This is a genomic window from Pseudomonas sp. GW822-FHT06B12 (genome assembly GCF_058799675.1).
Window position 1 is genome coordinate 50,811 of the sequence record NZ_JBXALR010000014.1, and the last position, 12,526, is coordinate 63,336.

Annotated in this window: 12 protein-coding genes and 1 pseudogene; 8 read left to right on the top strand and 5 right to left on the bottom strand. The window is 57.8% G+C overall.

Annotation, left to right across the window (positions count from 1 at the left end):
- Positions 1-110 precede the first annotated feature (110 nt).
- The 7 genes and pseudogenes from yiaY to AC1RKH_RS24770 all read left to right on the top strand — a co-directional run bounded on the left by yiaY (position 111) and on the right by AC1RKH_RS24770 (position 6,198).
- Positions 111-1,259 carry an L-threonine dehydrogenase gene (gene yiaY / locus AC1RKH_RS24740; protein WP_493063425.1) on the top strand — a complete coding sequence of 383 codons (1,149 nt, stop codon included), beginning with the start codon at positions 111-113 and terminating at the stop codon, positions 1,257-1,259.
- Positions 1,260-1,352: 93 nt separating this feature from the next.
- Positions 1,353-2,093, top strand: a complete 741-nt coding sequence (locus tag AC1RKH_RS24745) for a PA3715 family protein (RefSeq protein WP_493063426.1) — start codon at positions 1,353-1,355, stop codon at positions 2,091-2,093.
- Positions 2,094-2,097: 4 nt separating this feature from the next.
- Positions 2,098-2,511: a fosfomycin resistance glutathione transferase gene (gene fos / locus AC1RKH_RS24750; protein ID WP_493063427.1), complete on the top strand. Its 414-nt coding sequence runs from the start codon at positions 2,098-2,100 to the stop codon at positions 2,509-2,511.
- A gap of 3 nt (positions 2,512-2,514) precedes the next feature.
- Positions 2,515-2,688, top strand: a pseudogene (locus AC1RKH_RS24755) (LysE family translocator); the annotation flags it as partial.
- Positions 2,689-2,794: 106 nt separating this feature from the next.
- The gene (locus AC1RKH_RS24760) at positions 2,795-4,138 is read left to right on the top strand and encodes a sensor domain-containing protein (RefSeq protein ID WP_493063428.1); all 1,344 of its coding nucleotides are present in this window, start codon (positions 2,795-2,797) and stop codon (positions 4,136-4,138) included.
- A 128-nt stretch (positions 4,139-4,266) separates the two neighbouring features.
- Entirely contained in the window at positions 4,267-4,791 is a 525-nt protein-coding gene (locus AC1RKH_RS24765) for a DUF4142 domain-containing protein (RefSeq protein WP_493063429.1), read from the top strand.
- A 321-nt stretch (positions 4,792-5,112) separates the two neighbouring features.
- Positions 5,113-6,198, top strand: a complete 1,086-nt coding sequence (locus AC1RKH_RS24770) for a type I restriction endonuclease (protein WP_493063430.1) — start codon at positions 5,113-5,115, stop codon at positions 6,196-6,198.
- A 47-nt stretch (positions 6,199-6,245) separates the two neighbouring features.
- Here AC1RKH_RS24770 and AC1RKH_RS24775 read toward each other — a convergent pair whose 3' ends face one another.
- The 5 genes from AC1RKH_RS24775 to AC1RKH_RS24795 all read right to left on the bottom strand — a co-directional run bounded on the left by AC1RKH_RS24775 (position 6,246) and on the right by AC1RKH_RS24795 (position 11,613).
- A complete protein-coding gene (locus tag AC1RKH_RS24775; RefSeq protein ID WP_493063431.1) occupies positions 6,246-6,785 on the bottom strand; it encodes an AidA/PixA family protein in 540 nt (179 codons plus the stop codon).
- A gap of 124 nt (positions 6,786-6,909) precedes the next feature.
- Entirely contained in the window at positions 6,910-7,413 is a 504-nt protein-coding gene (locus AC1RKH_RS24780; protein WP_493063432.1) for an inclusion body family protein, read from the bottom strand.
- Between the two features lie 315 nt (positions 7,414-7,728).
- On the bottom strand, positions 7,729-8,676 hold the full coding sequence (locus tag AC1RKH_RS24785) for a hypothetical protein (protein ID WP_493063433.1): 948 nt from the start codon (positions 8,674-8,676) through the stop codon (positions 7,729-7,731).
- 186 nt (positions 8,677-8,862) lie between these two features.
- A complete protein-coding gene (locus AC1RKH_RS24790; protein WP_493063434.1) occupies positions 8,863-10,059 on the bottom strand; it encodes a DUF1501 domain-containing protein in 1,197 nt (398 codons plus the stop codon).
- 21 nt (positions 10,060-10,080) lie between these two features.
- On the bottom strand, positions 10,081-11,613 hold the full coding sequence (locus AC1RKH_RS24795; RefSeq protein WP_493063435.1) for a DUF1800 domain-containing protein: 1,533 nt from the start codon (positions 11,611-11,613) through the stop codon (positions 10,081-10,083).
- 307 nt (positions 11,614-11,920) lie between these two features.
- Here AC1RKH_RS24795 and AC1RKH_RS24800 point away from each other — a divergent pair, with 307 nt between their 5' ends.
- A complete protein-coding gene (locus tag AC1RKH_RS24800) occupies positions 11,921-12,250 on the top strand; it encodes a YXWGXW repeat-containing protein (protein WP_493063436.1) in 330 nt (109 codons plus the stop codon).
- Positions 12,251-12,526: the final 276 nt, after the last annotated feature.

Genomic DNA, 12,526 nt, shown 5'->3' on the forward strand with positions numbered 1-12,526 from the left:
TCACGACCGGGTGTTGAGCCAGATCAACATGCGCGGTAACTGATGGGTCGATCCTTTGGGTATCCGCTGAATCGGGGTTGCCGGTTCGGCCCTATCGAAGAGGATCGGTCATGACCAGCACGTTTTTCATTCCCGCCGTGAACATCATGGGCACCGGTTGCCTCGACGAAGCCGTGAACGCCATTCGCAACTATGGCTTTCGCAAGGCCTTGATCGTGACGGACGCAGGATTAGCCAAGGCTGGCGTGGCAGCCCTGATCGCCGAAAAACTCGCGATGCAGGACATCGACTCGGTGATTTTCGACGGTGCCAAACCGAACCCGAGTATCGCCAACGTCGAGAGCGGCCTAGAACTGCTCCAGCGCAGCCAGTGTGATTTCGTGGTCTCCCTGGGCGGCGGCTCGCCGCACGACTGCGCCAAGGGCATCGCGCTGTGTGCTACCAACGGCGGGCATATCAGCGACTACGAAGGTGTCGATCAGTCGGCCAAGCCGCAGCTGCCGCTGATCGCGATCAACACCACAGCCGGCACCGCCAGCGAGATGACCCGTTTCTGCATCATCACCGACGAATCGCGTCACGTGAAAATGGCCATTGTCGACCGCAACGTTACGCCGCTGCTGTCGGTCAACGACCCGGCGCTGATGGCCGCCATGCCCAAAGGCCTGACCGCCGCCACCGGCATGGACGCCTTGACCCACGCCATCGAAGCCTACGTTTCCACGGCGGCCAACCCGATCACCGACGCCTGCGCGCTGAAAGCGATCGAGCTGATCAGTCGCAACCTGCGCCTGGCCGTACACGACGGCAGCGACATGATCGCCCGGGAAAACATGGCGTATGCGCAGTTCCTCGCGGGCATGGCGTTCAACAATGCATCGTTGGGTTTCGTGCATGCCATGGCTCACCAGTTGGGCGGTTTCTACGACTTGCCCCACGGCGTGTGCAACGCGGTACTGCTGCCGCACGTGCAGAGTTTCAATGCCGCCGTCTGCGCCGAACGTCTGACGGTAGTGGCGCACGCTCTGGGTGCCGACACGCGCGGCGTCAGCCCGGAAGAGGGCGCCCAAGCGGCCATCATGGCGATCCGCGCGTTGGCCAAGGATGTGCAGATCCCCGGCGGTTTGCGCGACCTCGGCGCCAAGCTGCAAGACATCCCGATCCTCGCCGCCAACGCCTTGAAAGACGCCTGCGGCCTGACCAACCCACGGGCGGCGGATCAGCGGCAGATCGAGGAGATCTTTCGTAGCGCGTTTTGAATGGCGGCGTTGAACGGGTTGAATCGACAGACCGGGCAGGCGATAGTGCATGGCCGATTTTTATCGATTGATGATGTTCACAAGGAACAGGGAATGACCTTGAAATACAGCTGGTTGGGATGTGTGGCAATGAGTGGTGCGCTGGGCGCCACCCAGGCGTATGCCGAATGCGAAAAACCGCCGTTACCCGAGGGTGTACCGGGCTATTCGGTATGCAAGGACTGGCCGGCTTACGATGGTCAGACCATCACCGCGCTGTCGCAGATTGAGCCGGATCCCACCCAGAGCGATGAGCCTGATGGCATGGGCATGTACGACTTGAAACTGGCCGTGATTTCCAATGTCGACGGCAAGCCGCTGGCCCGCTACTCCAAAGCCTCGGTGTTCAGTTCCGATGCCGTCCGGTTCGATGGGCTGAGCATCGACACAGCGCGCTACAAACTCACCTCCGACCTGCGAGCGTTTGGCGTGCGTGCAGGCTTCACCGGTTCGTCGCGGGCCAACCCTTTCGACGAGGCCTGGCTGTCGCTGTATGTGCGCGAAGGCAACTCGTTGCGCCCGGTGCTGGAACAACTGGTGATCGAGTCGAGCAACGGTGAGTGGGATACCAACTGCGCCGGCGAGTTCTCGCATACCAAACGCACTCTGGACATGGCCAAAACCAGCAGTCATGGTTTCGCCGACCTGATCGTCAAATCGGTGACCACCGGCTCACAAAACTCGGTGAAGAATGGCGATTGCGAATCCAAAGATACGGTGGGGAAAACGGTACTGACGACGCTACGGTATGACGGTCAGCAGTATGTTGTGCCGAAAGAGTTAAAAGGGCTCTGAACCGATGCTCTCAGGCCTCAACCACCTGACCCTGGCAGTCACCGACCTCGACCGCAGCGTGGCGTTCTATCAGGGCCTGTTGCAACTGCATCTCGACGCCACGTGGGACAGTGGCGCCTATCTGTCGTTGCCGGGGTTGTGGCTGTGTCTGTCTCTCGATCCGCTGCGCGAGCCTGAGGCGGCGGTCGATTACACGCATTACGCGTTCAGCGTCGGCGCCAGCGACTTCCCGGTGTTCGTTGAACGACTGCGAGCAGCCGCAGTTCTAGAGTGGCGAGACAATCGCAGCGAAGGCGCGTCGTTCTATTTTCTGGATCCGGATGGGCACAAGCTCGAAGCCCATGTCGGGGATCTGGCGTCGCGGCTTGACGCGTGTCGCCAGAAACCCTATGCCGGGATGAAGTTTTTCACACCGTAACAGGGCGGTATCGCCGCATACGCTATTCTGATCGGCAGTGTGGGCACTCGTCGGGTGCGCACGCTGTATCAGCGTCATGAGCTGGCAATTACCCGGATTTGCGGGGTAATGTTCATCGGTTTCGCCGTCAACACCTTGCTGCATGCGGTGCCGGGGTTGTTGGCGAACAAGGTTTGAGGCTGCACGCAAGGCTGCGACAGCTGCATCAGGACATCCTGTTTCGCGATGGCCGGGTCCAGGGATTGATACTCACGGCTGTACCTTTGGACAGTGTCTATCTTTGATGACCACCAGTAATTCCGCGCCGCTGGCAAGTTACATCGATCTTTTGCTCGACGTCGTGTGTGCGGTCGATAGCCAGGGGCGTTTCGTATTTGTCAGCGCCGCCTGCGAGCAAGTGTTCGGGTACACCCCCGACGAGCTGATCGGCCAGCCGATGATCGAGATGGTCCACCCGGCCGATCGCCAGCGAACCCTGGACGCTGCCAGGGAAATCATGCGCGGCCAGCCGAACCCGAACTTTGAAAACCGCTACCTGCGCAAGGATGGTCAGGTGGTGCATCTTCTCTGGTCGGCGCGCTGGTCTGAAGTCGACCAATTGCGCATCGCCGTAGCCCGTGACATCACCGAGCGCAAACAGGCTGAGTCCCGACAGGCCGCACTGTACGCGATCTCCGAAGCTGCCCATGCTGCGGAGGATCTGCTGGCGCTGTTCAAACGCATTCATCAACTGATCGGCGAATGGTTGCCGGCGTTGAACTTCTCGGTAGCGCTCTACGACGAGCACTGCAAGCAATTGAATTTCCCGTACCACGTCGACGATCACGAGCACGATCCAGTGTTTACCGTTACTGGCCAGCTCTGCGCCGAGGTGATTCGCACGGGGCAGTCGGTGCTGGTGACGCCCGACCAACCTGCCGCGATGCCCGGACTTTGCGAGGTCATGAACGGCCAGGATGCACCCTGCTGGCTGGGTGTGCCGCTGAACTCACAGAAAGGCACCATCGGTGCGCTGATTGTCAAAAGCGTACCCGGTGGCGAACGCTATACCGAGCGCGACAAGGAGCTGCTGCAATACGTCTGTGCCCAGGTCGCGGCGGCCATTGAGCGCAAGCAATTGCACACCCGGTTGCAATACATGGCACAGCACGATCAATTGACCCGTTTGCCTAACCGCGAACTGTTGCGTGAACGCATGACCGCCGCCCTTGGTAAAGCCAGAATAGAGTGCGGACGCATGGCGTTGCTGTACGTTGACCTGGACCATTTCAAACAGGTCAATGACACCTACGGCCATGGTGTCGGCGACATGTTACTGCAAGCCGTGGCTAATCGACTGCAAGGCTGCGTGCGTGAGTCCGACACGGTAGCGCGCATTGGTGGCGATGAGTTTGTCGTCCTGCTCGACAGTGTTCAGGCGGCCGAAGACGCGGCGCGGGTGGCGAGCAAAATCCGCCAGGTACTCGGCCAGCCGATGCGTCTGGACAGCCATAGCCTGAACATCATGCCGAGCATTGGCATCGCGCTTTACCCCGAGCATGGCAGTGAGGAGAAGCAATTGTTCAAGCACGCAGATGAGGCCATGTACGCTGCCAAGCGCTTGAGCGGGCGCCTGGACCGCACCTGATTCGACTTTGGCACGGGCGCCGTTCGTCGCGGCAGGCTCAACTTTTCTAAACCTTTGTGGTGTTTTAACTTCAGACGTCAGGCGGGGATGCCCGCTGCACTCATTTGCCTGTTCAGGAGGGCGTGACCATGAAACGTATGGCCAGCCGGTTATCGACCATCAGTTTTGCCGTGTTGCTGGGCCTGGGCGCCAGCAGCGCTTTTGCCCAGTCGCCAACCGAATTCATCAATGACGCCTCGGCCAAAGGCATGGCCGACATTGAAGCCAGCCGCCTGGCTCACCAGAAAACCGAATCCAAAGAGGTCAAGGATTACACGATTGTGGTGATCAACGACCGCACCACGGCCAACCAGCACCTGGCGAAAATCGCCAAAAAACTCGATCTGCCCGTTGCCCCTAGAGACGAGGTGGCCAGCAAGGCCAAGGCGCTGATTCCTGAGGTCAAGGACGGCGACTCGTTCGATGCGGCCTTTGCCGCCAGCCAGGTACAGACCACCCAGGAAGCCATCGAGCAGCTGAAGCAGGAAGCACAAACCACCAACGTACCGGAGATCAAGGCCTTCGCCGCAGAGACCCTGCCCAAACTCGAAAACCACCTGCAAATGGCCAAAGCCCTTCAGGCCAGCCGTCAATCGGGGCGGGTGGATGGCTGATGCAGGTGCTGATCAGCACTGATTCAAATCCTGCTGTTGCTTGTCAGCAGCAGGTGAACCTTCCTGCGAAATCGTCTCGCTGTCACCGATGCTGTGTTTCCAGCCCTGCATCTCGTTTTGCGTTTCGTTGGTAGAGCGCGGTCATTCATCTTCCTAAACGGCTATAGGACCATCCCTGTCTTTCGTATTCGTAGGAACGCTCTTCTTCTGACCCTTATCCACGTTCGGTTTCTTTCTTTGTGCCGGTTTGTGTCTAGTATCAATGGCAGTCAATTTGCCAGCATGCACATACACGGATCGGAAACAGATAAGAGGCCACTCATGGAATTTATCGAAAAGCTTGCAAGTCTCGCCGCGAAAGTTCGCTTGCAAGGGGCTGCCATTCAAACGGAAGAGGCGACCAAAAACGCCTTTGTCATGCCTTTTATCAGCACAGTGCTGGGCTACGACGTTTTTGACCCGTCGGAGGTAACCCCTGAGTTCGTTTGCGATGTTGGAACTAAAAAGGGAGAAAAAATCGACTACGCGATCATGAAGGAAGGGGAAGTTCAGATTCTGATCGAGTGCAAAAAAATTGGTGAGCCACTGCACATCAATCACGCATCGCAGCTGTTCCGATACTTCCACGTCACCAGCGCCCGAATCTCGATCCTCACCAATGGCCAGGTCTACAAGTTCTTTACGGACCTGGACGCCCCCAACAAGATGGACGAAAAGCCTTTTCTGGAACTCGATCTGCTCGATATTGACGAGTATTCAGTTCCGGAACTGACGAAGCTGACCAAGTCCGCATTCGATGTCGACTCGATTATCAGCGCAGCGGGCGAGTTGAAATACGTCAGTCAGATCAAGAAAGTGATCGCGGCTCAGGTCAGCAAACCTGATGACGATTTCGTCAAAGTCTTTGCCTCCCGGGTTTACGACGGTGTGATTACACAAAAAGTCCGGGAGCAGTTTCAGGAACTGACGAGAAAGGCCGTCGTGCAGTTTCTCAACGACCAGATCAATGATCGTCTCAAATCAGCCATGAGCGGGGCCGTCCAGCCCAGTCTGTCCTCACTGCCGGCGACAGGTACAAATACCTCTGAACCGAGTGAGCGTAATGATTCGGATGACAAGGTGTTGACCACGCTCGAAGAGCTGGAGGGTTATCACATTGTCCGTGCGGTGGTGCGTTCGGTCGTCGATGCAAAGCGCATCGTACAGCGGGACACGCAGAGCTATTTCGGTATCTTGCTTGATGATAACAACCGCAAACCGATCTGCCGTCTGCATTTCAATCGGTCACAGAAATACATCGGTATCTTCGACGAAGAGAAGAACGAAACCCGCCATCCGATCAATTCGGTCGATGATATTTACGAATATTCGGATCGGTTGAAAAAGACCGTTGGGTATTACGACTGATCGCAGCAGGCAAAACTGAAAACCGGCTATTGAAGCCGGTTTTTTGTTCAGCTCGACAGCTTCACCCCAACCGTCCAGCTGAAATACCCCAGCGCCTCACAACTGCTGTTCACCAGCATGAAACTCAGCTCGCACTGCTCGACACCGGCGCTCAGTTGCTGGCAGTGCCAGTAGTGGTCATCGGCTTTCACTGCGAGCGGTTCGGTGGGGGTTTCGGGGTTGGGGGCGGGCAAGGTCTGGCCGTTGTGCACCACCAGTTGCGGTTTTGATAACACACCGGCGTTGCTCACGGACAGGGCATAAAACACCACACTGTGTTCGGCCTGCAGGCCGACGGTTCGGCCACGCAAGTGGAAGGTTTTTGCGGAGTTCGCGGCCAGTTCAATGCAGGTGCCCTTGGCCTCTGGCGTTGTCCCTTGGGTTATGCCAAAGGTAAAAATGAAACCGTCTTCGATCACGGTCGGGTTCTGGGGATCGAGGCTCGGTTTTGGGTAGCGAGTGAGCAGGGATTCGGCGTCGACAATAAGCAACACATTAGTTGCCTGCTCAGTGGTGGGTGACGGGCTTGCACTGGTATCTGTGGACATCACGGCTTCCTTTCATGATGTGGGTGGATCGCGGCGCACCGCTGCGGCTTACGCAAGACATCCAGTTCCAGTCGGGGCGCGAGACAGGGGGAGAAAGCCCCTTGTCGCCAAGGGGCCGTCCAGATCAGTTACGGATGGTGATGAACGGATCCCACGAGCAGCAACCTACAATCTGGCAGTCCCGGTTCACAATCAGGAAGTTGAAGTGATAGGTCACGCTGCCGGTAGAAAGGGTTTCCGAAGACCAGTAATGGTTATCGACTTTCTGGCAGCTAGGCACTGACGGGTTGCTGGTGTTTGGCACGGCAACACACGCGGTGGCCTTGCGCGGAGTCGGTGTCGAGATCAGCTCATTACCAGCATTGCCGATGAACTTGTAGAAAATCACTGCCGTTTCGAAGCTCTGCGACAGGCTGGTTTCGCGCCAGCGAATCAAGTCACCGACCGAGGCTTTCAAATTCAGTTCGCCACCGGCCTGGCCATTGATCACGTTGTCCCGGTTGGTGACCATGTACACATGACTGACATCGATAAGCGTTGGCGCGTTAGGGTTTTTGCTGATGTTCGGGTAGTTTTTCAGAATGGATTCGGTGTCGATCGAAACAAGCACATCCGTGACTCGAGACATAGTAAAGCTCCTTGATCATAGTGAGCGCCTGGCATCTACCAGACGCAACAACGCTTGATTGCCTTGCGGCTGTTGTAAGCGCGCTACTACGGGGAACCCACCGATCACAGGGTACGAGCTGGCCTGGCTCCTTGCCTATAAAAGTGACCGGCCAGGGTTCCTTCCAACGGGCCGCGTCTGCACTATAGATGCCGATATGAGGCTGTCAAAACAGAGGGCGCTTCACTCGACGAGCGGTCGTTTTGCTTCTAACTTCCGATGATTTGGCGATAAGGAAACAGCAATCCAGAACGTTTCCCAGGTGTTGATTTCCCTCTAAATCGTGTGCCATTGAGCAACGATTACCGACCCCGGCAGCTTCACTTCCAGGGTGTCGTCGAATTGACCGTCGATGGCTTTGAGCAGGCCTTGCGCAGGTGTACGACCCAAGCTGATGGCCTTGAGTCCGGAGCTTGCAACCATCAGCGCCTTGAGGTCTTTCAAAGGGCCTTTGATGGCTTTGGCACTGGACAGATCCTTGGTGTGCAGCAAATCGGGCGAGGCGAAAAACTCCGCATTCTCCAGTCCCGCCGCCGTCATCTGCTCCAGGTTGTCCGGGTCAATCTCCGCGTAATGTGTTGCGCCCCCGAGGAACTTTCGGTTCGCTACCTCGCCGTCGATCGCCAACAGAAAGAAGGTAAACGCCGTGTTGCCCAAGCGCACCCAATCATCCTGATTGGTGTTGCTGCCCTGGGTTCTTTGCAGGGTTTTGATCTTGCGGTGCACCAATTCAAAGTTTGATGAAATGGTGTTGAACGGCGGGGGGCCTTCCTTTGACGTGGTGTAGTGCCGGAGGGTGAATTTCTTGTCCGCGACTTTGGCGAGCTCAGCGTCGGTCGCTTTCTTGTTGCTGAATTTCAGACTGTCGTCCGTGACCGATTGCATGATCTCGAACGGCTGAGTCCGGTTCTGTGGCTGGTAGTTCGTCTGGTGCTGTTCATACATGTCCAGCGCTGAAGCCGGCTTTTGCGAAGAAGTCGAGGCAGCGCTGGGTGGTTGAGTCAGGCAGGGGCCTTGGTGATTGGATTTGCACACGGCACATAGCTTGGGGACTAAAAACGCTGTGGGTTTGGGGGCGATGGCGGGCGCTGCTCGAGGGGGTGGTGCGGATGCGTTTGATGAAGAGGCCTGGGGACTTTCGACTCGGGGAAAGACGCTGCTGCTCCTGGGCTTTTGACCCGCAGGCGGCGTGTTTGGCGTTGCCGGAGACGGCACGATGGGCATGGGGCCCTTGCCCGCATTCGATCCAGAGGTTCTCGGCACAGTAGTCACTCTCTTGTTGTAGTAGACGGAGCTCCATTACAGCTTGAAGCGATCGCCCACGTTTATAACCGAGGTCTGTGTGAGGGTTGCCGGGGGAATTGTTAGATGAAATTTCCTACGTGGGGTGATGCATGTTTCTTACGCTGATCACAGCAACTGCAATGCATCCGGACGCGCTCCTGGAAATACGTTCTGCAACTGCGAAGCGGACAAGCCCCATGTCCTGCCAAGCAAACCACCGAGCAGGTTCCGGTAATTGTTGAGCACCGGGTAATCGCGGTTTTGCAGCAGGCTTTGCGGATTGACCACCACCTGTTCGCCAACGATGCGCCCGCCGCGAACATTGCCGCCGAGTACCCAATAGACCGTGCCATGCCCGTGGTCGGTGCCCCTGGCGCCGTTTTCACGAAAGGTGCGGCCGAACTCCGAAACCACTACCACGGTGGTGTTGTTCCATTCATCACCCAGAGCCTGGGCATAGGCGACCAGACCTTCACCGAGGTTCGCCAGGTTATTGGCCAATTGGCCGCTGGTGCTGCCCTGGTTGACGTGGGTATCCCAGCCGCCGACATCGACGAAACCCAGTCGGTACTGGTCGCGCATCAGTGTTGCCATGCGCCGGGTCTGGGCAGCAAAGTTCTGCGCATTCGGCGCACCACGATTGGCCTTGATCATCTCGTCCTGCAGATCCCTTGACACCTGCTGGCGCAGTTCAAGGCCATCGGCTGCGGAGGCGGCGTAGGGTGTGTTTTTGTACATCGACGAGAGAATCGCCGATTGCCGAGCATCGAAGGCCGGTTTCGAGGCACCGCGCAACGAGATGTTGGGGATGGCGTTGCCGCCCTGAAAACTCAGGGGCAAGGCATCGGTGAAGGCAATGGGCGCACTGTTCGGCAGCTGACGCGACAAGCGTGCGAGAAAGCCCGAGTCGTAACGGTTGCGCTGTTGGGTCGGTTCGCCAGACTCGATGTTGTCCTGCGTTTCGAAGTGGCTGCGGGACAGATCATCGGTCCCGGCGAACGGCACGAAGGCGATCTGTTTGCGTTGCCACAACGGGTAGATCGAATCACGTAAAACCGGGTTCAGGCCCCAGTGGCTGTCCAGTGCAATGGCGCTGTTGGGGTTATGTGAGTCCGGCCGGGCAATGGCGAGAGTCGGACGCGACTCGTAGTAAAAATCGCTGGAACAGGGCACCAGCAGGTTGTTGCAGTCGTAGCCGCCGCGAAGAAAAACGATCAGAAAACGTGGCGCCGAAACGGGGGCGGCGAACAGCTTTGCACTAAACGACAAGGACGGCAGAGTCGCGGCTGCCGCAGCGGCAATCAGCAGTTCTCGACGATTCATGGCAGCACCTCATTACGCTACTTAGCGGTTATTGAAGTCAGGTGAGGCGAGCAAAAAGGTGTTCCACTCCTGAGGCGACACGGCCTTGTTCAGCGCACCAAGGGTCGCTGCTGAAAGGTGTGGAGAGATGACCTCGTAGAACAACGGTGTGGTAATCAGCGGAAATCCGGGGCCGGGCAGGTTGCTACCTTCCGGAGTAAACAATCGGTTATCCCCACGCCCGATTGCCCGGGCGATTTCGAAGCGTTTGGACATCTGCCCCGAGCTCGACCAACCGCTGGATGCAAGCGGCCAACCATCCGGTGTCACGCGACCGAACACCGGTTGCCCCAACTGATTGAGCCAATTGATCATCGGCCTGGCGTTGGCCAGCGGTTTACCGTCATAGGCCAGCCGCACCGCCGACACCACAAACTGCATTGGGTCCTTGAACTTGGTGCCGGCACTTTGCAGTAATTCCCTGGACTCGAACAACGTGCGCATCACTTGGGCGATATCGCCGTCGCTGTCCTGGAAGGTCTTGGTCATCCGGTCCACCAGCGCCGGCGGCGGCTGATCGGCCACGAAGTATTCAGCCAGCTGTTGCGAGACAAAATGCGCACAGGCTTTCTGCCGGGTGATCAGCTCTACGGCCTGACGAATCTCGTCAAAGCCGCTGCCTCTGATCGGTTGGCCGAGTAGCACCTTGTCGCTGAAATCGTGACGACGCGGATTGAATTCGAATACCCCTTCGCGCACCACCAAGGCCTGTAACCGAGGCGCAAACTTCTGCGTACGGCCATCGAGCGGCATCAGCCCGGCGCCGGTCAGAATCAACGCCAGTTGCTGGACGTCTTGCTGGGTATAGCCGGAGCCGACGCCCAAGGTGTGCAGTTCCATCAGTTCGCGGGCGTAGTTTTCGTTGAGTTTGCCCCGAGCGTTTTGCGCGTTGTCGAGGTACTCAAGCATCGCCGGACTCTTGAGGGTGGCCATCACCAGATCCTTGAACTTGCCCAAGGTATGTGGACGGATCGTGTGTTCGGCGTAGTCCGCCGTCAGCACCCGTACCCGAGCTTTGCCCTGAAATACGCTGAAGTGGTTGAGCCAGAAACCCACCAGCTGCTCCTTGAGCTGATTGGGCCCATACACCGCACGCAACAGCACGGCTTCACGCGCTTGCTCTGCGAGTTCGTTGGCTTGTTGTTGCAGGTCTTTTTTCGTGGCGTTTTTGGCGTCGCCTTCGGGCATGGCCTTGAGCTGTTCCTGCTGGCTCTTGAACGCCAGCAACAAGGATTCGGGCGGCGTGCTCAATACCGGATAGCTGTGCAGCAGCGCGTTGATCGCGGGTGGCAGCGGGTCGTTGATACGGTCGGCCAATTGGGCTTGAAGCAGCCCCTCGCGGCCCATGCTGCGCAAACGCGCCAGGTTGGCGGCATCCAGATCGAAGCCATCGCGGCGTAGCCAGGCAATATCGCTCGGGTTGAGCGCGGCGGGTGTACCGGCCGAGGCCAGTGTGGGAAACAACAAGCAGGCCGACAGGCTCAACGGGCGCAAAACGGTAGATGGCACGTGCATGTAGGAGGTTCCCGAGTATCAAGAGAGACGTCGACAGCAGCCAGTGTAGTTTCCACTCGTGTAGCTGACGCGATGCTGAAGAACGTGCATTTAAAACGGCTGGCAACCGGCGCGTTCCGCGATCGTGCGAAGGCTCTACGCTGCTGGTCGGTCAACTTTTCTTTACATACTTCCTATGGGTGGGTTCAGGTATTAGACAGATATCTGCTGGTACAAATATTCATACGCCAAGCAGGAGCGCGGCGGTGAAGGGGGCATGGTTTTACGGGGTTACTCTATTGGCCGATGAGCCTCAGGAGGCAGCATCATGTTGTTACGTTACGCGGCATTGGTAGCAGTGGTCATCGCGGCGTCCGGTTGCGTACAGGAGCGGGTGGTTCATGACCGGCGCCCACCGCCACGAGAGTACGTCGAAGTGATCGCACCGCAGCCGCCACCGGCGCGGGTCATTGAGGTGGAGCCAGAGGGTCGGCCGGGTTATGTCTGGTCGCGCGGTTACTGGCGCTGGGAAGGGGGACGTTATGTCGCCGTTCGCGGGCACTGGGAGCCGGAACACCGAGGCTATCGTTACGTGCACCCGCATTGGGAACAGCGCAACGATGGCTGGCATTGGCAAGGCGGCGGCTGGGTCCACTAGATCCAGCGTTTTGCCGATTCAATAAGAGCGACCTGTGCAGGTTAATGCCTGTCAGTTAAGGCACAAACCTGTGGGAGCGAGCTTGCTCGCGATAGCGGTGGGTCAGTCAACATTGATGTTGAATGTAATGCCGTCATCGCGAGCAAGCTCGCTCCCACATGGATTGCGCTTAACTGACAGGCATTGCCTGCACCGGTCGCTCTTTTTTTGTGCCGGTCTTTTGATATGAACCTGCGGGCTTGTCTTTCGATCGCGCTTGCCCGACATCGGCGTAAG

What these genes read in the sequence shown, in the direction of transcription:
- fos (WP_493063427.1), top strand. Translation starts at nt 2,098, where the DNA reads ATGCTCTCAGGCCTCAACCACCTGACCCTGGCAGTCACCGACCTCGAC.
- AC1RKH_RS24745 (WP_493063426.1), top strand. Translation starts at nt 1,353, where the DNA reads ATGACCTTGAAATACAGCTGGTTGGGATGTGTGGCAATGAGTGGTGCG.
- AC1RKH_RS24775 (WP_493063431.1), bottom strand. Translation starts at nt 6,785, where the DNA reads ATGTCCACAGATACCAGTGCAAGCCCGTCACCCACCACTGAGCAGGCA.
- AC1RKH_RS24760 (WP_493063428.1), top strand. Translation starts at nt 2,795, where the DNA reads ATGACCACCAGTAATTCCGCGCCGCTGGCAAGTTACATCGATCTTTTG.
- AC1RKH_RS24780 (WP_493063432.1), bottom strand. Translation starts at nt 7,413, where the DNA reads ATGTCTCGAGTCACGGATGTGCTTGTTTCGATCGACACCGAATCCATT.
- AC1RKH_RS24765 (WP_493063429.1), top strand. Translation starts at nt 4,267, where the DNA reads ATGAAACGTATGGCCAGCCGGTTATCGACCATCAGTTTTGCCGTGTTG.
- AC1RKH_RS24790 (WP_493063434.1), bottom strand. Translation starts at nt 10,059, where the DNA reads ATGAATCGTCGAGAACTGCTGATTGCCGCTGCGGCAGCCGCGACTCTG.
- AC1RKH_RS24785 (WP_493063433.1), bottom strand. Translation starts at nt 8,676, where the DNA reads ATGCCCATCGTGCCGTCTCCGGCAACGCCAAACACGCCGCCTGCGGGT.
- AC1RKH_RS24770 (WP_493063430.1), top strand. Translation starts at nt 5,113, where the DNA reads ATGGAATTTATCGAAAAGCTTGCAAGTCTCGCCGCGAAAGTTCGCTTG.
- AC1RKH_RS24800 (WP_493063436.1), top strand. Translation starts at nt 11,921, where the DNA reads ATGTTGTTACGTTACGCGGCATTGGTAGCAGTGGTCATCGCGGCGTCC.
- yiaY (WP_493063425.1), top strand. Translation starts at nt 111, where the DNA reads ATGACCAGCACGTTTTTCATTCCCGCCGTGAACATCATGGGCACCGGT.
- AC1RKH_RS24795 (WP_493063435.1), bottom strand. Translation starts at nt 11,613, where the DNA reads ATGCACGTGCCATCTACCGTTTTGCGCCCGTTGAGCCTGTCGGCCTGC.